At 64.9% G+C, this 19657-nt stretch carries 17 protein-coding genes; 10 read left to right on the top strand and 7 right to left on the bottom strand.

The window, feature by feature from the left end:
• Window positions 1–35: 35 nt before the first annotated feature.
• Both NKG99_RS02255 and ypfJ read right to left on the bottom strand, forming a co-directional pair.
• Window positions 36–1301: a TCR/Tet family MFS transporter gene (locus NKG99_RS02255; protein WP_352863718.1), complete on the bottom strand. Its 1266-nt coding sequence runs from the start codon at window positions 1299–1301 to the stop codon at window positions 36–38.
• Window positions 1302–1457: 156 nt separating this feature from the next.
• Window positions 1458–2372, bottom strand: a complete 915-nt coding sequence (gene ypfJ, locus NKG99_RS02260; protein ID WP_352863720.1) for a KPN_02809 family neutral zinc metallopeptidase — start codon at window positions 2370–2372, stop codon at window positions 1458–1460.
• 177 nt (window positions 2373–2549) lie between these two features.
• On the opposite strand from ypfJ, the gene NKG99_RS02265 reads away from it, so the two are divergent.
• Window positions 2550–4628, top strand: coding sequence for a hypothetical protein (locus NKG99_RS02265; RefSeq protein WP_352863722.1), 2079 nt, complete (start codon window positions 2550–2552; stop codon window positions 4626–4628).
• Between the two features lie 105 nt (window positions 4629–4733).
• Here NKG99_RS02265 and NKG99_RS02270 read toward each other — a convergent pair whose 3' ends face one another.
• Together NKG99_RS02270 and mntR are read right to left on the bottom strand one after the other, a co-directional pair.
• Complete coding sequence (locus tag NKG99_RS02270) at window positions 4734–4922, bottom strand: hypothetical protein (protein ID WP_109659990.1); 189 nt, start codon at window positions 4920–4922, stop codon at window positions 4734–4736.
• A 99-nt stretch (window positions 4923–5021) separates the two neighbouring features.
• The gene (gene mntR, locus NKG99_RS02275; protein ID WP_352863724.1) at window positions 5022–5474 is read right to left on the bottom strand and encodes a manganese-binding transcriptional regulator MntR; all 453 of its coding nucleotides are present in this window, start codon (window positions 5472–5474) and stop codon (window positions 5022–5024) included.
• Window positions 5475–5707: 233 nt separating this feature from the next.
• Here mntR and NKG99_RS02280 point away from each other — a divergent pair, with 233 nt between their 5' ends.
• The 3 genes from NKG99_RS02280 (at window position 5708) to NKG99_RS02290 (ending at window position 8766) form a co-directional block, all read left to right on the top strand.
• Window positions 5708–7072: an Nramp family divalent metal transporter gene (locus tag NKG99_RS02280; protein WP_352863726.1), complete on the top strand. Its 1365-nt coding sequence runs from the start codon at window positions 5708–5710 to the stop codon at window positions 7070–7072.
• Window positions 7073–7162: 90 nt separating this feature from the next.
• Entirely contained in the window at window positions 7163–8005 is an 843-nt protein-coding gene (locus tag NKG99_RS02285; RefSeq protein ID WP_352863728.1) for a protein-L-isoaspartate O-methyltransferase family protein, read from the top strand.
• 110 nt (window positions 8006–8115) lie between these two features.
• Window positions 8116–8766 (top strand): dihydrofolate reductase family protein, encoded by a 651-nt coding sequence (locus NKG99_RS02290; protein ID WP_352863730.1) that lies wholly within the window; start codon window positions 8116–8118, stop codon window positions 8764–8766.
• 233 nt (window positions 8767–8999) lie between these two features.
• On the opposite strand, the gene NKG99_RS02295 is transcribed toward NKG99_RS02290, so the two are convergent.
• On the bottom strand, window positions 9000–9869 hold the full coding sequence (locus tag NKG99_RS02295) for a LysR family transcriptional regulator (protein WP_352863970.1): 870 nt from the start codon (window positions 9867–9869) through the stop codon (window positions 9000–9002).
• Window positions 9870–9967: 98 nt separating this feature from the next.
• Between NKG99_RS02295 and NKG99_RS02300 the strand changes: the two genes are divergently transcribed.
• Window positions 9968–10567, top strand: a complete 600-nt coding sequence (locus tag NKG99_RS02300) for a LysE family translocator (RefSeq protein WP_352863732.1) — start codon at window positions 9968–9970, stop codon at window positions 10565–10567.
• A 209-nt stretch (window positions 10568–10776) separates the two neighbouring features.
• On the opposite strand, the gene NKG99_RS02305 is transcribed toward NKG99_RS02300, so the two are convergent.
• The gene (locus tag NKG99_RS02305) at window positions 10777–11571 is read right to left on the bottom strand and encodes an SDR family NAD(P)-dependent oxidoreductase (protein ID WP_352863734.1); all 795 of its coding nucleotides are present in this window, start codon (window positions 11569–11571) and stop codon (window positions 10777–10779) included.
• 213 nt (window positions 11572–11784) lie between these two features.
• Between NKG99_RS02305 and NKG99_RS02310 the strand changes: the two genes are divergently transcribed.
• Window positions 11785–12243 (top strand): MarR family winged helix-turn-helix transcriptional regulator, encoded by a 459-nt coding sequence (locus tag NKG99_RS02310; protein ID WP_352863736.1) that lies wholly within the window; start codon window positions 11785–11787, stop codon window positions 12241–12243.
• Window positions 12244–12265: 22 nt separating this feature from the next.
• Here NKG99_RS02310 and NKG99_RS02315 read toward each other — a convergent pair whose 3' ends face one another.
• Window positions 12266–13444, bottom strand: coding sequence for an MFS transporter (locus tag NKG99_RS02315; RefSeq protein ID WP_352863738.1), 1179 nt, complete (start codon window positions 13442–13444; stop codon window positions 12266–12268).
• Window positions 13445–13634: 190 nt separating this feature from the next.
• On the opposite strand from NKG99_RS02315, the gene NKG99_RS02320 reads away from it, so the two are divergent.
• The 4 genes from NKG99_RS02320 (at window position 13635) to carB (ending at window position 19635) form a co-directional block, all read left to right on the top strand.
• Window positions 13635–13991 carry an ArsR/SmtB family transcription factor gene (locus tag NKG99_RS02320; RefSeq protein ID WP_352863740.1) on the top strand — a complete coding sequence of 119 codons (357 nt, stop codon included), beginning with the start codon at window positions 13635–13637 and terminating at the stop codon, window positions 13989–13991.
• Between the two features lie 90 nt (window positions 13992–14081).
• Window positions 14082–14840: a metallophosphoesterase family protein gene (locus tag NKG99_RS02325; RefSeq protein WP_352863742.1), complete on the top strand. Its 759-nt coding sequence runs from the start codon at window positions 14082–14084 to the stop codon at window positions 14838–14840.
• Window positions 14841–15008: 168 nt separating this feature from the next.
• Complete coding sequence (locus NKG99_RS02330; protein WP_352863744.1) at window positions 15009–15905, top strand: SH3 domain-containing protein; 897 nt, start codon at window positions 15009–15011, stop codon at window positions 15903–15905.
• Window positions 15906–16131: 226 nt separating this feature from the next.
• Entirely contained in the window at window positions 16132–19635 is a 3504-nt protein-coding gene (gene carB, locus NKG99_RS02335) for a carbamoyl-phosphate synthase large subunit (RefSeq protein ID WP_352863745.1), read from the top strand.
• The last annotated feature ends 22 nt before the right edge of the window (window positions 19636–19657 follow it).

A 19657-nucleotide genomic window follows, 5' to 3' on the forward strand; every position in this document is an offset into this window, starting at 1 on the left:
ACGCCCTGCCGGGCACTTCCTTCTGAGACGGGGCCTCATATCTGTGCTCCATCTTCGGCGACGCCGGTAGTGACATTTGTGCGCGCCGCCGGCCTGGCCACTTTCGTGACGAAGACGATGAGCGCCAGCGTCAGGAAGCACGCTCCGAGCAAATAGGGCGCGCCGCCGAAGGTCACGGGCGCGTTCGGCCCGGTGAACCAGGAAAAGATCGCCGTATAGAGCAGTGGCGTGATGATCGAGGTGATCGAGAAGATCGAGGTCATCGCGCCCTGCAATTCGCCCTGCGCCGAAGGCGGCACCTTGGCTGCGGCGAGGCTCCTCAGCGGCGGGTCGGCCAGCGCTTCCAGACAGCCGACGACGATCACCGCATAGATCATCCAGCCCTGCGACGCGAACGCGTAGCCGAACGCGCTGAGTGCCGTGAAGGTAAGGCCGATGACCGCCGTCCTCCACTCGCCAAGCCGGGGGATCACGCGCGGCAGCACCGTCGCCATGACGATCGCGCCGCACAGGCCGAAGGCGCCGAGCGAGAAGCCGATCTGCTGCTCGCTCCAGCCATAACGGTAATTGGAAACGAACGACCAGACCGCCGGATACATCATGTGCCCGAGCGTCATCAGAAAAAAGGCGAGCCCGATCCAGCCGATGCCCTGATATTGGCGCATCTGGAGGAGCGTGCCGACCGGATTGGCGCGCTTCCACTCGAAGCGGCGGCGATGCTTGTCGTCGAGCGTTTCCGGCAACAGGAACAGCGCGATCAGGAAATTCACGAAGGCGAGTCCGGCAGCGAAATAGAACGGCACGCGCGGCCCGAACGTGCCGAGCAACCCGCCCAGGACCGGCCCGATGACGAAGCCGACGCCGAAGGCGATGCCGAGCAGGCCGAAATTCTTCGCCCGGTTCTCATCGTTCGAAATGTCGGCGACGAAGGCGGATGTCGTCGAATAGCTGGCGCCCGAAATGCCGGCCAGCACACGGCCGATGAACAGCATCGGGTAGGACCAAGCCACGGCGCAGATCAAATTGTCTATGGAAAAGGTCAGCACCGAGGCAAGCAGGATCGGCCGCCGCCCGAACCGGTCACTCAACCCGCCCATGATGGGCGCGAAGAAGAACTGCATGGCCGCATAGACGAAGAACAGCCAGCCGCCTTCGATCGCCGCTTCGCTGATGCTGACCCCGGTCAATTCCCTGAGATAGGCCGGCAGCACCGGCATGATCATGCCGAAGCCGATGATGTCGAGCAGCAGCGTGGTGAAGACGAGCGCAAGGCCCCGTCTGGCGGTTTTGGGGTCGATCATGACGGCTCAGGCTCCCGTGGTCGCCCTGGGGCGCAGGCGGACGCACCTTATAGGCGAGTCCGCCGTAAGGAACAATGCGGGAACAGATCGGATTCTTTCATCCTGACAGCCCCTGACGGCGCCTTGGCCGTCAGGTCAGCGCCCGGAAGCGGCTATTCAAATTGGCCCGCTCAGCGTGTTGCAATCCGAAAGCTTGCCGCTTTTGTAGCCGCGCGCCAGCCAGGTCTGCCGCTGCTGCGAGGTGCCGTGGTTGAAGCTTTCCGGCACGACATAGCCTTGCGCCTTCTTCTGCAGCGTGTCGTCGCCGATCTGCTTGGCGGCGTTCAGCGCGCTTTCGATGTCGCCCTGCTCCAATATGCCTTTCTGGTCGGTGTAATGCGCCCACACGCCGGCGAAGCAGTCTGCCTGAAGCTCGATGCGCACCGACATCTGGTTGGCCTCGACCTCGCCCATGCTTTGCCGCATCTGGTTGAACTTGGACATGATGCCGGTCAGGTTCTGCACGTGGTGGCCGATCTCATGCGCGATCACATAGGCGCGGGCGAATTCGCCAGAGGCGCCGAATTGCTGATCGAGCTGCTGGAAGAACGTCATGTCGAGATAGACCTTGTGGTCGCCGGGGCAGTAGAACGGTCCGGCCGCCGCGGAGGCAAAGCCGCAGGCCGAGCGGACCTGGCCGCTGAACAGCACCAGCTTCGGATCCTCATAGGTCAGGCCCTGCGATTTGAAGATGCCGGTCCAGGTGTCCTCGGTCTCGGCCAGCACGGTCGCCACGAACTGCTTCATCTCGTCATTGGCGGGCGTACCCGCGCCGCTGTCCTGGCCACCGCCGCTGTTGTCGGTGATCAGGCCACCGCCGCCGTCGCCACCGCCCAGGATCGTCGATGGATCGAAGCCGAAATACCATCCGGCCAGCACCACCAGGATGACGAGGAAGATGCTGCCGCCGCCGCCGGCGCGACCGCCAATCGGAATGCGGAACTGGCCGGGGCTGCCGCCGCCGAGCCCGCCGCCGCTGTCGCTGCGGTCGTCCTCGACATTGTCACTCTGACGACGGCCCTTCCAGAGCATGGCAACTCCTCGTGCTGCGAATTTCCCCGCTGTTCCGGGGCTCAACCCAACAAACAATTATCCCAATGGTTGCGGCAAGTCACAGCATTTTTCCAGACTGCGGCGGTGCTGGCATGGCGGCCCTCACCACTCTGGCCGAGAGTGCGCAAGGCCTGTAGCATTGCCCGCAATGGGGATGTGTTGGGCTTGAGGACGATCGGTTCGTTTCTGTCGCTGATTGCGGCGTTGTTTTGTCTCGGCACGCCGGCCGCCGGCGCGGTGACGCTCGATTCCAGTGTCGCCGTCACCGATCCCGCCACCTTGCAGGCGCTGGATCGCGGCGGTCTGTCGATCAGCCGCCTGCTCGGACCCGCGCTCGGCCTCACCCGCGAGGTCGACAATCGCGGCCTGTTTTCGGTGCCGGCGCTGGCCACGGTGCGCGACACCGTCAAGCTTGAGATCACCGACGAGCCGAAGACCAGCCCGGACCCTTATGTTGCGGCCATGGCGAAATCGAAGGACACCAGCCAGAAATTCAATCCAAAATACATCGACGACGACGGCTCGACGCTCGACCTGACCGGCGTCGTCAACCGCATGGATCGCGGCTATCTCGGGCGCACCGAATGCGGCGAGATCCGGCTGATCTACCGCTTCCACTATTCGGTCGCGGAAAAGCCGGTCAAGGGAAAGGCTGGCCAGCGCATTTCCTCGCGCCTGCCGCTGACCATGAGCCTGGTGTTCAACGCCAAACCCAGGCGGGCGCAAGCCCGCGCCTCGAAGGATTTGCCAAGCGCCACCGATGTGTCCTGCGCCGATGTCGCCCGGCGCTGGCTGGCTGCCGGGAAACGGGACCTGCCGCCCGATCAGCTTGCCGCCTGGCTGCGCTCCGACGAGGGGCCGCTGTCGGGTGCCATGCTGAATTCCTCGCAGATCATGCGGCTGGAACTCAACATGCAGGTGCTTCGGCTGTCGGCCTCGACACGGCGCGATTTCGGCGGCCACGCCGAGTACCTGCTGAAGATCTTCAAATGGGATCCGGCTACGTCCAGCTTCTATGAAGCGAAGATGGAAAACCAGATCGATCGGACCACAGTGCTGGCCGACAGGCCGTCCTTCGCCAAATGGCTGCTCACCGACCGAAACATCTACGACCTCGATCATGGCCGGCTGGTCATCGACGAAAAATTCCTGGCCAAAAGCGCCGTTTCCGTCGCGCCCGGCGGCCTCAGCCGGTCGCAGAACAACATCGCCCATGGGCTGGTCGACGACGCCGATATCGACAAGGCGCTGAAGGACTATGTCGCCAGGGGCAACACGCTCGCCACCATCAAGTCGGTGGCCGGCTTCGACTTGCGGCTCAACGAGATGAGCTGCACCGGCTGCCACCAGACGCATGGCATTGCCGGCTTCCACTACACCGGCGCCGATCCGGCCAGCGAGCCGCGCCGCAACGCCGTCTTCGTGCCGGGCTCGGCCGTCTTCTTCGGCGACCTGCCGCGCCGCCGCGCCATCGTCGAGCAGTTCGCCGCCGGCGGCCACCCGGACTTTACGCGCGGCTTCGCCGCCCGTCCGGACGCGAAATATGCCGAGGCACTGAAGGACACCGACCTCTACAATGGCTGGGGCTCGATCTGCTATCGCGGCGAGGACCTGAGCTTCAAGGACTGGACCTGCGGCGCGGGCCTGCGCTGCGCCGGCGTCCATGAAAGCGCCATCCATCCGGGCTTCGGCACCTGCGTCAGCGAGGCCGGCACGGCGGTCGGCGATCCCGTCGAATTCGGCGAGATCAAGATGTCGACCTGGGGCAACGACCAGTATTGCCGCCTGTCGCCGGCCACCGCCAAGGCCTGCGCCATCGACCCGGCGCGGGACAAGAAGCCGGTGGTCAAGCTCGCCGGCTATGGCGCGGCGCGCCAGCGCTACGACAATCCCGAACAGAAGACCGGCGGCTTTCCCGGCGGCATGCTTCGCAAGGCGGGCTGCGACAAGCTTCCCGACGAGGCGACGTGCGGTCGTCTCGCCAAGACCGGCTTCAACGACTGCGTCGCCTCGGGCAAGGACCACAAATTCTGCACCAGGGAGTTCACCAAGACCGCCGGCCTGCGTGCTTGCGACAAGGCCCATCCCTGCCGCGAGGACTATATCTGCACCGCCGGCTATGACGATCTGGCGGAAGCGAAAGCCGGCAAGGGCACCTGCATTCCGCCCTATTTCATCTTCCAGTTCCGCGTCGACGGCCACCCGCGCAGCTGGGTGCAGGATGTCAGGGAGTGAGGGACCGGTTTGCCGCAGGCAAATTGAAAGGTCCAGTGGACCTTTCAAAGGACCCGAACGCCCGGAGCCATAGCGGAGGGCCAAGCGGTGCTGCCCTCAGCGAGTCTAATCTTTCTGCTTGGCGCCGGCGCTCTTGCCGTCGGAACTCTTAGAACGTTCCTCGAAACGCGCCGCGCCCTTTTTCAGGGGATGGCCGGTCTCGGCCTCGGTCTTGCGCTCGTCCTTCGCCGCCGCCTGTTTCAGTCCCTTGGCTGCCTGCTTGCCCTTTGCGGTCGGTGCCTGTTCAACGCCCATCGCTTCCTCCCTTGCCGCGCGACTTGCGCGGGTTTCAGGAGCAACGTGCGTAGCGCGCGGCGGTTCCCGCGGCTCGGGAAATCCGGCGGCGAACGCGGTTCAGCGCGCCGCCGTCATTGCTTTGCGAAACGCTTCCAGCGTCTCTGCGCTGACATGGTGCTCGATGCCCTCGGCATCGATGCGCGCGGTCTCGGCGCTGACGCCGAGCGAGCGCAGGAAGGCTTCCACCGTCTGGTGGCGGATGCGGCTTTGCTCCGCGACCTTGCGGCCGGCATCGGTCAGGAACACACCGCGATAGGGCTTTCTCGACACCAGCCCGTCGGCGCACAGCCTGGTCAGCATCTTGGCCACTGTCGGCTGGGCGACGCCAAGCCGTGCGGCGATATCGACCTGGCGCGCCTCGTTGCCGTCCTCGATCAGGTCTGCGATCAACTCGACATAATCCTCGACCAGCGCGCTGCGGCGCGCTTCGCGCGTCTGCCGGAAGCCCTCCGAATGAACGTCGGCGTCGAGCAGCGGCTCACGCGGGACTGATCTGTTCTTCGGCGCCAATACGCGCTCCTCCCGAGGCTTTTGCTGTCCATGCATTTATAGCACAGGCTCTGATTCTTCAGGCCGTTTATTTGCATTCCGCCACAGGTGCAACCGGCGTTTGCGATTGCCCCTTCGCGCGCTGATGGCCGTCATATAAAAAGCACGAACAATGAAATATAGCATATTGCATAATGTTGAGCCATGGCATAGCTTAAGGCAACATCGTACAGTTTCGCGGAAAGCCCTCCCTCATGTCCAACGTCGAAGCCACAGTTCCCCGCTCCTCATGGCGCTTCGCCAGGCCCGAGGAAGACGAACAGCCCAGCCTGCGCGAAGTCAATTCCTCGATCGCCGTGCCGAATTCGGGTATCTGGTTCCGTCGCCTGTTCGCCTTCATGGGCCCCGGCTACATGGTCTCGGTCGGCTACATGGATCCCGGCAACTGGGCGACCGACCTCGCCGGCGGCGCGCAGTTCGGCTACACGCTGCTGTTCATCATCATGCTGTCCAACCTGATGGCAATCCTGCTGCAGGCGCTGGCGGCACGGCTCGGCATCGCCACCGGCCGCGACCTTGCCCAGGCCTGCCGCGCCTACTATCCCCGTCCGGTCAACTTCGTGCTGTGGATCGCCTGTGAACTGGCCATCATCGCTTGCGACCTGGCCGAGGTCATCGGCACCGCGATCGCGCTGCAGCTTCTGTTCGGCATTCCGCTGATCGGCGGCGCGATACTGACGGCGCTCGACGCCTTCCTCGTGCTTCTCTTGATGAACAAGGGCTTCCGCTATCTCGAAGCCTTCGTCATCGCGCTTCTGATCATCATCTTCAGCTGCTTTGCCATCCAGATCTTCGTTGCCGCCCCGCCGGCCGGCTCAATCCTGCATGCGATGTTCGTGCCGTCGTCGGAAATCGTCACCAATCCGGCGATGCTTTACATCGCCATCGGCATCATCGGCGCCACCGTCATGCCGCACAATCTCTACCTGCACTCCTCGATCGTGCAGACCCGCGCCTATGAACGCACCGACAAGGGCAAGCGCGACGCCATCAAATGGGCAACGACCGACTCGACCATCGCCCTGATGCTGGCCCTGTTCGTCAACGCCTCGATCTTGATCGTATCCGCGGTCGCTTTCCATAACACCGGTCACCATGACGTCGCCGAGATCAGCCAGGCCTTCGAGCTGTTGTCGCCGCTGCTCGGCCTCGGCATAGCCTCGATCCTGTTCGCGGTGGCGCTGTTGGCTTCCGGCCTGAACTCGACGGTGACGGCGACGCTGGCCGGCCAGATCGTCATGGAAGGCTTTCTGCGCCTGCGCATCCCCAACTGGGCGCGCCGGCTTCTGACGCGCGGCCTCGCCATCGTCCCGGTGGTGATCGTCACCGCGCTCTATGGCGAAAAGGGCACCGGCCAGCTGCTGGTGTTCAGCCAGGTGATCCTGTCGATGCAGCTGCCCTTCGCGGTCATTCCGCTGGTGCAGTTCGTGTCCGACAAGAAGAAGATGGGCAATCTCGCCATTCCGCGCGGCGTCGCGGCCCTTGCCTGGGTGGTCGCGGCGGTCATCCTGTCGCTCAACTTCAAGCTGCTCTACGATACCATGTTCGGGATCGGCTGAGCTTCCGCCTCGCCGGGACATCGAATACCAGCTCCGCGCAAAGGGTAGTCCAGCGACAAATCGGCGATCCGCGCTATCTTCTCCGGCATCATGACGCGGATCGAAGACATCAGGAAGTTCTACGCGCGGCTGATGGCCGCCAATGCCGGCTCGCCCGACCCGCGCCTGGAGGCGGTTTTCACCGAGGTGCCGCGCGAAACGTTTCTCGGTCCCGGGCCGTGGACGATCATCGCCGGTAACGGCAAGATCACGACGCCGAGCGCCGATCCGGCCCACATCTACCAAAACGTGCTGGTGGCGCTCGACGACGACAAGGGCATCAACAATGGCGAGCCGTTCCTGCACGCCATGTGGATCGGAAAGCTTGCACCGAGACCCGGCGAAGCCGTTTGCCATATCGGCGCCGGCACCGGCTACTACACCGCTGTGCTGGCCAGGCTGGTTTCACCAGGCGGCACCGCCACCGCTTTCGAACTCGATGAAAATCTAGCCAACCTCGCGCAACGAAATCTCGAAGCCTATGGCAATGTAACCGTCGTCCATGGCAATGCGGTGACGATGCCCTTGCCGTCGTCCGACATCATCTATGTCAATGCCGGCGTCGTCGCCCCGCCAGCCGGATGGCTGAAGGCGCTGCGCCCAGGCGGCCGCATGATCTTTCCCTGGCGCCCGGCCGAGCGTGTCCCTCTGGCGGTGATGGTGACCCGCACCGAAAAGGGCTTCGCTTGCGATCCGTTTATGCGATCGTGGTTCATTCCCTGTGTCGGCGCCTCGGTTGCGGGCCCCGCGGCGACGATCCCGACGCGCGAGCAGGCCGCGCGCAGCCGCTCGATCTGGCTGGTGCGGGACAAAACGCCGGACCGCACTGCCACCGCGATCTTCGGCGATGTCTGGTTCTCATCGAAAAATCTCGACGCCGGACCGCGCAAATGACGGTGGTCTGCCAAAATTTTCACATGTCCTGTCGGACCGATTAGCGCTCGCCCGTCCTTGGGCTGAAGTCCCGCCGCGACGGCGTGGATTGAGTTAAAGGGAGCATTGGAATGAGAAAGATCATCGCCGCGACATTCGTCAGCCTCGACGGCGTCATGCAGGCACCGGGCGGTCCGGAAGAGGATCCTGTCGGCGGCTTCAAGTTCGGCGGCTGGACGTTCCATTACTTCGACGACGTGGCGGGCGCGGCAATAGATGAATTATTCTCCAAACCCTTCGCCCTGCTGCTCGGCCGCAGAACCTACGACATCTTCGCCGCGTACTGGCCGTATCAGAAAGATTCGATCGCGGATGCCTTCAACCCCGCGACCAAATATGTGGCGACGCATCGGCCGGATTCGCTCACCTGGCGGAACACGCAATCGCTTGGGCCGGATATCGTCGCGACGTTGCGCCGCCTCAAGCAGGAGGATGGACCCGACCTGCTCATCCAGGGATCGGCCAATCTGATCCAGACCTTGCTCGCCAACGGGCTGATCGACGAGATCAGGCTGATGATCTTCCCGCTATTGCTGGGCAAGGGCAAGCGGCTGTTCGGCGATGACGCGATGCCGGCCGCCTTCAGGCTTGCCAAGTCGCAGGTCTCCAGCACCGGCGTCATCATGGCGACCTACGAGCGCGCGGGCGAAATCAAGGTCGGGTCGTTTGCGACGGAGAAGCCGTCCGAGGCCGAGATCGAGCGGCGCAAGAACTGGAAGTAGCAGAGCCGGAACATGGCGCCAAGCTGGACCACCCCTCATCCGACCGAGCTTCGCTCGGCCACCTTCTCCCACAAGGGGGAGAAGGTGGAGCCTGGGGTATGTGGCTCGGCCAATCTTTAACGTCAATGATTGGCAGGGACATGCGCGCAATCTTGCCTTCTCCCCTTGTGGGAGAAGGTGGATCGGCGCGCAGCGCCGAGACGGATGAGGGGTGCTCCGGCGGAGCGAGGCGTTCAAGCAGCCACCGGCCGCCGCGCCAGCCCATCGCGGATATGGCGCGCGAATTCCCGCGCGGCCGGCCCTATCCCATGCCTGGGCAAATGCAGGTTGATGGCAAAATTCGGCAGCGGCGGCAACCCGGACTCGGATGGCAATATGTCGAGATCGGCCGGCACGGTGGAGGCGAGCCAGGTGGTGACGGCAAGGTCGGAACGCACCGTCGCCGTCGTCGCGTCGATGTTGCCGTTCTCGAACACAGTGCGCCATTCCAGCCCATGCTCGCCGAGCGCCGCCAGCACCGCCGGCCGGAAGGCGCAGGTGTCGGCGACGATCGACACCGGCAGCGGCCGCTTGGCGCGGGCAACTCCGCCCTTGGCGCCGACCCAGACCAGCCGGTCGATGGCAAGGCATTCGCCCGCCGACGGGCCGACGCGTTCCTCGATCACCGCAAGGTCGATGGTCCCGGCCGAAAGGGCAGCGGTCAGTTCCGGCGACGAGGCGCAGACCAGCGATATCTCGACCTGCGGATAGGTCTCGGCATAGGTCTTCAGCACCGGTGCCAGCAAGGTGCCGACAAGGTCGTAGGGCACGCCGAGCCGCACCTGGCCGGCCACCGGGTTGCCTGCCATTTCGGCCCAGATCTCGTCATTGAGGCCGAGCAGCCGCTTGCCCTTGCCGAACAGCTGTTCGCCGGCGCGCGTCAGCCGCAAGCCGCGCCTGTCGCGCTCGAACAGGCTGGAGCCGAGCGCCTCCTCCAGCCGCTTGACCTGCTGGCTGACGGCACCCTGCGTCAGATGCAGCGCATTGGCGGCCGCCGTCATGCTGGCCTTGTCGGCGACGGTGACGAAGGTGCGGATCAGCGCCATGTCGAGATTTCGGATCATGATTGGCATTATGCCTTCTAATGCCAAGCATGGCAAACATTGCATTTACTGAAGTTCGTACACAGCTACGATGGCAACTTCCGAACAGAGGAAGCCGCATGCTCGAGCCCATCATCCCGCTCATCCTGTTTGCGATCGTTGCCACCACAACGCCCGGCATCGCCACGACCCTGTCGACCGCTTCCGGCGCGCAGTTCGGCTTTCGCCGTTCCGTCCCTTTGCTGGTCGGCAGCGCCGCCGGCCTCGCCACGGTGACGGGCGCAACGGCGGCTGGGCTCGCCGGCCTGCTGCTTGCCGTGCCCTCGCTGCAACTGGCGATGAAGGTCATCGGCTCGCTCTATCTCGTCTGGCTGGCGATCAAGATTGGCCGCAGCGGGCCGCCCAATCTGGATGTGACCATGGCCAGGCCGAACAGCTTTTTCGGCGGTGCCGGCATTCAATGGATGAATCCGAAAGGCTGGGCGATGGGGCTGGGCGCCGCGGCCTCGTTCGCCGCATTGGCCAGCGGCCCGATGCAACTCGCGCTGCTGCTCGGCACCACCTTCGGCCTCGCTGCGGCCGTCTCGCTGTCGCTGTGGTGCGTGGCCGGCATGCTGCTGGCCCGGCTGCTCAAGACCGAACGGCAATGGCGCGCGCTCAACATCGTGCTAGCGCTGGTGCTGGCCGCCTCGATCATCCCGATGTGGCGGACGGCTTAGAGCGCTCAAGCCACAATCCGCGCCAGTACCCGGACCTTCGGTCTACCTCCCCATAAGGGGGAGGTAGAGAGCGCAGCTTTCTCGCACCCGACAAGACCATTGTCGCATGGGGGGACGAGGCGCTTCCTCACCCTCCCCTTGTGGGGAGGGTCGCTGCGAAGCAGCGGGTTGGGGGTCCTGGTTCGCAAAGCGAACCAGCCTTTGCCACCTCAAGCCGCGTAGCGTGCCGCCGGCTTGTTGGCGTGCAGGCTGCCGTAGAAGGCTTGCCGGGCACCAAGGAACGTGTCCAGCTTGGCCGCATCGGCAAGTCCCGGCACGGTGACGGCTTCGCCCCTGGCCAGTCCGACAAGCGCCGCATCGACCAGATCGTCGGCCGTCATGATGATTTCCTTCGGAAGCTGGTCGATATCGCTGCCGGCAATTTCCCAGAAATCCGTCCGGGTCGCGCCGGGCAGCACCACCTGGGCCTTCACCTCGGTACCCGCGACCTCACGCTGCAGGGCCTCGGTGAAGTTGACGACATAGGCCTTGGTGCCGCTGTAGATGCCGCCGAACGAGGTGTCGTAGGCCAGCACCGAGGCGATGTTGACGATGGCGCCGCGGTTGCGTGCGATCAGGCCGGGCAACACGGCACGGGTCAGCCGCGTCAAGGCGACGACATTGACCTTGATCATGCGCTCGGCCACATCGGCGTCCGCCGTCGCAACCACTTGCGCACCGCCGAGGCCGGCATTGTTGACAAGCAGCGTCACGCTGTCGTCGGCCGATATCGCCTGCTCGACGCGGCGCACGTCATTGTCGTCGGCCAGATCGGCGCTGATCACGCTGACCTTGCGGTCATAGGCATAGCGCAGCTTCTCGGCCAGTTCCTCGAGCCGGTCGGCGCGCCGCGCCACCAGGACCAGATCATAGCCCTGCCCCGCCAGCCGGTCCGCATAGACCGCGCCGATACCCGCCGAAGCACCGGTAACGACCGCCGTGCCCTTGTTGCTCTGTCCGCTCATTGTGCTTGTTCCTTCTGTTTAAAGTTGTTCGTTTCGACCTGACCGCCGGCGCGCGGGCATTTGCCTCGCTCTGTCGAAAAGTCATCTGATTTCATTAGTGGTATATGCCACTAAATGTGAAGTAGGTATATGCCACTATCTTGTCAATGATCGAAGCGAGGATTATTTGACGGAGAGCGGCCGGACGTCATTCGCCGGCGCCAAGGACCCATTATGTCGAAGGATACCCTGCCCGGCCTGACGCTCTGCAATAACGCCGCGCTGCGCCGTGCGGCGCGCAAGCTCGGCCAGTTCTATGATGATGTGATGGCGCCTTCGGGCCTGAAGGCCACGCAGCAGGGCCTGCTCTACCAGATCCATATCGGCGACGAGCCGGCGATGGGCGCTATCGCAGCGTCGCTGATCATGGACCTGTCGGCGCTCGGCCATACGCTGAAGCCGCTGATCCGCGACGGCTATGTCGAGACCTTTGCCGACCCGGGCGATCGCCGCATCAAGCGCGTGCGGTTGACGCCGCAGGGTCTGGCCAAGCTAGATGAGTCGATGAAGCTGTGGCAAATTGCCCAGCAGCGTTTCGAGGACGTGGCCGGCAAGGAACAGGCGCAAAGGCTGCGCGCGGCGCTGGATGAGATCGCCGCGCTGGATTTCGATCTGCCGCAGGCCACGCCCTGAGGGCGGGCGTTACCAACAGACTCTATTCGGCCGGCATGGCGACCGTTCTGGCCGCCCAGCGGCCCGCCAGCAGGATGCCGAGCCCGACGATCGGGAAGACCGCGGCGACAATGCCGAGATCGGCCGGCGCGCCGTAGCGCAGCACCGCACCACCGACCACCGCCCCCAGCGCCACGCCGAGATAGAGCGCCGAACCGTTGAGCGACAGCACGATCGGGGCGGCGTCGGGCGCCAGCTTGATGATGCGGCTCGCCTGCCCCGGCGGGAACGCCCAGCCGACAATGCCCCACGGCACCATCATCGCCATCAGTGCCGGCCCGGCAATATGGGGAGGCAGGAAGGTCGGGATGACCGACAGCATGACCAGCATGGCGGCGCTCAGTGCCAGCGACCAGCCGACGGTGCGGGTCGCGCCGAACCGGTCGGCAGCCTGGCCGCCGGCAATGTTGCCGATGACGGCGCCGACGCCGAAGGCGAGCAGCATGCCGGGCAGCGCGATCTGGCTGAGCCCGCCGCCCTCGATGGCAAGCGGGGCGACAAAGGCAAAGACGGTGAAGGCGCCGGTCAGCGCCAGCAATGTCGTCACCAGGATCGGCATCACGCCGGGGCGAAGGGCCGCCGCCAGCCTGCGCTTGAGGGGCAGCCTGGTGCCGACGATGCCGCGCGGCAGCCTGTACCACAGTATGGCGCCGGCGAGCGCGCCGAGACCGGCGATGGCATAGAACGTGCCGCGCCAGCCGGCGATCGTCGCAACGAGAGCGCCCAGTGGCGCACCGACGGCTACGGCCACCGTGGTGCCGCCGACGACGACGGCGATGGCACGCGCCCGGTGATGGTCATCGACCAGTGCCACCGCCGTGCCTTGCGCGGTCGCCGCGAACAGGCCCGACGACAGCGCCATGACGATGCGCGCGATCAACAGCAGCTCGAAGGAGGAACTCAAGGCGGCGGCAATGTTGCCGAGCACGAAGAACACCAGCGTCCACAGGATGACGCGGCGCCGGTCCCATTCGCCGGTCAGCGTCGCCAGGATCGGCGTGCCGACCGCATAGGCGAGCGCGAAGGCGGTGATCAGCGTGCCGGCGAGCGGGATGGAAATGCCGGCATCCGCCGCGATGTCGGGCAGAAGGCTGGAGATGACGAAGCCTTCGGTCGAGATCGTGAACGATCCGAGCGCAAGCCAGAAGAGGCGCTTGTCCATGGGGCGATGTCCTTAGTTCAACAGTTATTGAACAATTGGACACAAAAGGCCATGATGTCAATGAAGCGAGGGAAAATTAGCTGAACCTTCCTGACAGCCCTGTGTCGGCATGGATCACGCAGAACAGTGTGGACGGCTGCGGCGGGATGGATGCGTTGAAATCGGCCCGAACTGTGCTTAGTTTCCAGCCATGACCTTGCCACACCCCAATACGGACCAGATCAGCCTGCCCATCGTGCTCGGCGTGCTCGGCGACCCGACGCGGCTCGCCATCGTGCGGTATCTCGCCAGCAAGGAAGGCGTGCCGCTGAACTGCAGTCAGTTCCTCGATCTCGGCTCGAAGACCAATCTGAGCTACCATCTGGCCAAACTGCGCGAGGCCGGCGTCACCCGCGCCGAAGTGGTCGGCACCAACCGCATGATCACGCTGCGCCGTGCCGATCTCGACGCCCGCTTCCCCGGCCTGCTCGACAGCGTCATCGCCGCGGCCGGCGCTGAGCCGGCGCTGCCGGCGGTTGGTGGCCACGAGATCGAGATTTCTGCCTAGCCTTTTTCCTCTCCCTCGCGAAGTGGGGCGAGGAACCCAAGTCCTGCAAGGTCGCCTTCCCGTGACCAGCCAACCCACGGAGCCCGCCGCATGCGCATTGCCGTCCTCGCCGATATCCATGGCAATGTGCTGGCGCTGGACGCCGTGCTTGAGGATCTGCGCCAGCGCGGCGGCGCGGACCTGACCGTCAATCTCGGCGACAGCGTTTCCGGCCCGCTATGGCCGCGCGAGACATTTGCGCGGCTGGAGGCGCTCGACCCGCCGACGGTGCGCGGCAATCACGACCGCCGCGTCGCCGCCGACCCGGCCGACGCAACCATGTGGGCCTCCGATGTCTATGCGCAACAGCGGCTGACACAGGCGCAGCGCGAAGTCCTCTTTGCCCAGCCGCTGACGCTGGAGATCGCGCCGGGCGTGATCGCCTTCCACGCCCGTCCCGACCACGACGAGAAATATCTGCTCGATACGATCGTCAATGGCCAGCTGGTGCGCGCGCCGCTGGCGGCGATCCGGCGCCGGCTGAAGGCGCTCGACCCCGCCTGCCGCATCGCACTGTGCGGCCACAGCCACCGGGCGGAATTGATCCGCATTCCCGATGGTCCGATCATCTTCAATCCAGGCAGCATCGGCTGCCCCGCCTATGACGATTCGACACCGCCTGCGCATGTCTCCGAGCAAGGCTCGCCACACGCCCGTTACGGCATCGTCACCTTGGGCAGCGCCGGTCAGCCCGACCGCTTCGAGGCCATCGCCGTCGACTACGACCATGAGGTAGCGGCGCGCCAGGCCGAACAGGCGGGCCGGCCGGAATGGGCCCACGCGCTCAGAACGGGGTTCATGCCAGGCTGAGCGCTTTTGCGTTCATGCCGTCAGGTTGGGGCTGGTTCCTGGTCTATTGGGCCGGGCAACAATGATCGAATTTTCGGGCTTACATGGCGGCGCCTCGTCCCTTATAAAACCGGCCGGGCACGCGGCGGGCTCGACCCGCCCGGTATGATATCAGCGCACGGCCAAACGATGAGGCGCACAGTTACGCTCCGAACAACCCTGCATGCGCTGATTACCGCTCCGCTGCTGATGGCGGCATGGCCGGCCATTGCCCCCACTATGGCTGAAGAGGCGCCGGATCTTGTCATCTCCATCGTGACCGGCCTGGCGCCGGACGATCTTCTCAACGTCCGCACGGCCGCGTCGCCGATCGCCAAGGTCGAGACTCGCCTGACCGGCGGCGAAAGGGTCACCAATCTCGGCTGCAACGACATCAACGGCTACAAATGGTGCAAGGTCGAGAGCACGGGCAAGGAGAAGCTGAGCGGATGGGCGCCGGCGCGCTACCTCACCCCCCTCAATCCGGCCCCCTATGTCGAAGGCACGGCGAAACCGGCCGATGCGCCGGTGGTTGCCTCCACTGGCGATGAGGCGGGCAAGCCGGAGGCCGCAGCCGCCGTTGAAGCCGCCGTTTCCGCTCAGCCGCCGCCCGACCTGACGGCGCGGCTTGGCGGCAGCGGTCCGGCAACTGAAAACATGCCGAAATCCGCCGCTGAAATCGGCTACGCGGCGATGCGGGACGCCTATGGCCTGGCGCTGGCGGCGACCGAAACCTCAGAAGATGTCCAGGACGTCGCGGCGTCACGGCCGCCCGCTTCTGCCGCCGACGAGATTCCCTGCGCCCGCTATGTCGGCCAGCCGATGGAGCGCTGCAAGGTCAGCGCCGTGCGCGCCGCCGACAAGACCGACATCACGGTCACCTGGCCCGATGGCGGCACGCGCATCATCTCCTTCGTCGCTGGCAAGCCGGCCAGCTCCGACGCGCCTGGCGACTTCCGCTTCACCCGCGAAGGCAGCCTCAACATGATCCGCGTCGGGGTGTCGGAACGCTTCGAGATCACGGATCAGTTGGCGCTGGGGGATTAGGGATCAGGCAGTAGCCAGTAGGGAATAGGCATTAGCCCCTACTGCCTACTGCCTACTGCCTACTGCCTACTGCCTCCTGCCTACTCTCTCGCATTTTCGGGGTTACATCAGTCAAAACTCTTCCCTATAAGGCCCTCCTAGCCTGATACCAGAATCGCGAGCACAACCGGCCGGGTCTTCCCGTCCCGGTTTTTTGTGCAAGCCGCCCGCCGAACGGACCTGTGACATGCCAAGACGCACCGACATCAAGTCGATCCTGATCATCGGGGCCGGCCCCATCGTCATCGGCCAGGCCTGCGAGTTCGACTATTCCGGCACCCAGGCCTGCAAGGCGCTGAAGGAAGAAGGTTTCCGCGTCATCCTGGTCAATTCCAACCCGGCCACCATCATGACCGACCCGGAACTGGCCGACGCCACCTATATCGAGCCGATCACTCCGGAAGTCGTGGCCAAGATCATCGCCAAGGAGCGGCCCGACGCGCTCCTGCCGACCATGGGCGGCCAGACCGCGCTCAACACCGCTCTGTCGCTGCGCCGCATGGGCGTGCTCGAGCGCTACAATGTCGAGATGATCGGCGCCGACGCCACGGCCATCGACAAGGCCGAGGACCGCGCGCTGTTTCGCGAGGCGATGAAGAAGATCGGCCTGGAAACGCCGAAGTCGATGCTGGCCAACGCCACCGACGTCAAGAACACCGACCGCAAGACGCATGAGGCCGAGCGCGCTGCCGTCAAGGCCGAGGCGCCTGCCGATCTCGACGCCGCGCTCGACGCGCTGGAAACCCGCTGGAACCTCGGAGAAGGCGATCGCAAGCAGCGCTACATCAGCCACGGCATGGCGATTGCAGCACAAGCGCTCGACCATGTCGGCCTGCCGGCCATCATCCGCCCGTCCTTCACCATGGGCGGCACCGGCGGCGGCATCGCCTACAACCGTGCCGAATTCTACGAGATCGTCCAGTCCGGCCTCGACGCCTCGCCGACCACCGAAGTGCTGATCGAGGAGAGCGTGCTCGGCTGGAAGGAATATGAGATGGAGGTCGTCCGCGACAAGGCGGACAATTGCATCATCGTCTGCTCGATCGAGAACATCGACCCGATGGGCGTGCATACGGGCGATTCGATCACCGTCGCCCCGGCGCTGACGCTGACCGACAAGGAATACCAGATGATGCGCAACGCGTCGATCGCGGTGCTGCGCGAGATCGGCGTCGAGACCGGCGGCTCCAACGTGCAGTTCGCCGTCAACCCGGCCGACGGCCGTCTGGTGGTCATCGAGATGAACCCGCGCGTCTCGCGCTCGTCGGCTCTCGCCTCCAAGGCGACCGGTTTCCCCATCGCCAGGATCGCGGCCAAGCTTGCTGTCGGCTACACGCTGGACGAGCTGGAGAACGACATCACCGGCGGCGCCACGCCCGCCTCGTTCGAACCCAGCATCGACTACGTCGTCACCAAAATCCCGCGTTTTGCGTTTGAAAAGTTCCCCGGCGCCGAGCCGGTGCTGACCACCGCCATGAAGTCGGTCGGCGAAGTGATGGCCATCGGCCGCACCTTCCAGGAATCGCTGCAGAAGGCGCTGCGTGGACTGGAGACCGGCCTGACGGGTCTGGACGAAATCGAAATCCCCGGCCTCGGCTACGGTGCGGCGACCGCCAACCATGCCGACGACCGCAATGCCATCCGCGCCGCACTGGGCACGCCGACGCCCGACCGGCTGCGCATGGTGGCGCAGGCGATCCGCATGGGCACCTCGCTGGAAGACGTGCACGCCATGTGCAAGATCGACCCGTGGTTCCTCGAGCAGATCGCCGGCATCCTCGCCATGGAAGCCCGCATCCGCGAGCACGGCATCCCGCAGGACGCCGTCAACCTGCGCATGCTGAAGGCGATGGGTTTTTCCGACGCCCGCCTCGCCTCGCTGACGAAGACCGACGTCGAGGTGATTGCCAAGATCCGTGACAAGCTCGACGTTCATCCGGTTTACAAGCGCATCGACACCTGCGCGGCCGAGTTCGCCTCCCCCACCGCCTACATGTATTCGACCTATGAAGTGCCGTTTGCCGGCGCGCTCGCCAACGAGGCGCAGGTGTCGTCGCGCAAGAAGGTCGTCATCCTCGGCGGCGGCCCCAACCGCATCGGCCAGGGCATCGAGTTCGACTATTGCTGCTGCCATGCCGCCTTTGCGCTGCGCGACGCCGGCTACGAAGCGATCATGATCAACTGCAACCCGGAGACCGTGTCGACCGACTACGACACCTCCGACCGGCTCTATTTCGAGCCGCTGACGGCCGAGGACGTGCTGGAGATCCTGCGCGCCGAGCAGGCGTCGGGCGAGCTGATCGGCGTCATCGTCCAGTTCGGCGGCCAGACGCCGCTGAAGCTGGCGGATGCGCTGGAGAAGGCCGGCATCCCGATCCTCGGCACCTCGCCCGACATGATCGATCTGGCCGAGGACCGCGACCGCTTCCAGAAGCTGCTGCACAAGCTCGGCCTCAGCCAGCCGAAAAACGGCATCGCCTATTCGGTCGAGCAGGCCCGCCTCGTCGCCGGCGAGCTCGGTTTCCCGCTGGTGGTGCGCCCGTCCTATGTGCTGGGCGGCCGCGCCATGCAGATCATCCACAGCGAGGGCATGCTGCAAACCTACCTGCTCGACACCGTGCCCGGCCTGGTGCCGGAAGACATCAAGCAGAAATACCCCAACGACAAGACCGGCCAGATCAACACGCTCTTGGGCAAGAACCCGCTGCTGTTCGACACCTATCTCAGTGGCGCCATCGAGGTCGATGTCGACTGCCTCTGCGACGGCAAGTCGACCTTCGTCTCCGGCATATTGGAGCACATCGAGGAGGCCGGCATCCACTCGGGCGACAGTGCCTGCTCGCTGCCGGTGCACTCGCTGCCTTCGGAGCTGGTCGACGAGCTGGAGCGCCAGACGGCCGCGCTTGCCCGCGCGCTCAATGTCGGCGGCCTGATGAACGTGCAGTATGCGATCAAGGACGGCACGGTCTATGTGCTGGAGGTCAATCCGCGCGCGTCGCGCACCGTGCCCTTCGTCGCCAAGACCATCGGGCGTCCCATTGCCAAGATCGCCGCCCGCATCATGGCAGGTGAGAGCCTGGAAGACGCCTTCGCCCATTACGGCGCCATGCCCGACCCCAGGAACCCCGGCCACATCGCGGTCAAGGAAGCCGTCTTCCCCTTCGCCCGCTTCCCCGGCGTCGACATATTGCTCGGCCCGGAAATGCGCTCGACCGGCGAGGTCATGGGCCTCGACCGCGACTTCGCGCTGGCCTTCGCCAAGAGCCAGCTCGGCGCCGGCGTCGACCTGCCGCGCTCCGGCACCCTGTTCGTCTCGGTGCGCGACGAGGACAAGAAGGGCATCCTGCCGGCGGTCAAGCGCCTCGCCGGCCTCGGCTTCAAGGTCATGGCGACCTCCGGCACCGCCCGCTTCCTCGCCGAAAACGGCGTCGTCGCCGAGAAAATAAACAAGGTGCTGGAAGGCCGCCCTCACATCGAAGACGCCATCCGCAACCGACAGGTGCAGATCGTCTTCAACACGACTGATGGCCAGAAGGCGGTGTCGGACTCCAAATCGCTGCGCCGCGCCACGCTGATGCAGAAGGTGCCGTATTATACGACGTTGTCGGGTGCGGCGGCCGTGGCGGAGGCGATTGCGGCGTTGAAAGCGGGGAGCCTCGAAGTGAGGCCGCTGCAGGAGTATTTTGCGTAGACGCTTGGCCTTCTTCTCTCCA

The sequence above is a fragment of the Mesorhizobium sp. M1409 genome, assembly GCF_040317535.1.
In the GTDB taxonomy this organism is placed as follows: Bacteria; Pseudomonadota; Alphaproteobacteria; order Rhizobiales; family Rhizobiaceae; genus Mesorhizobium.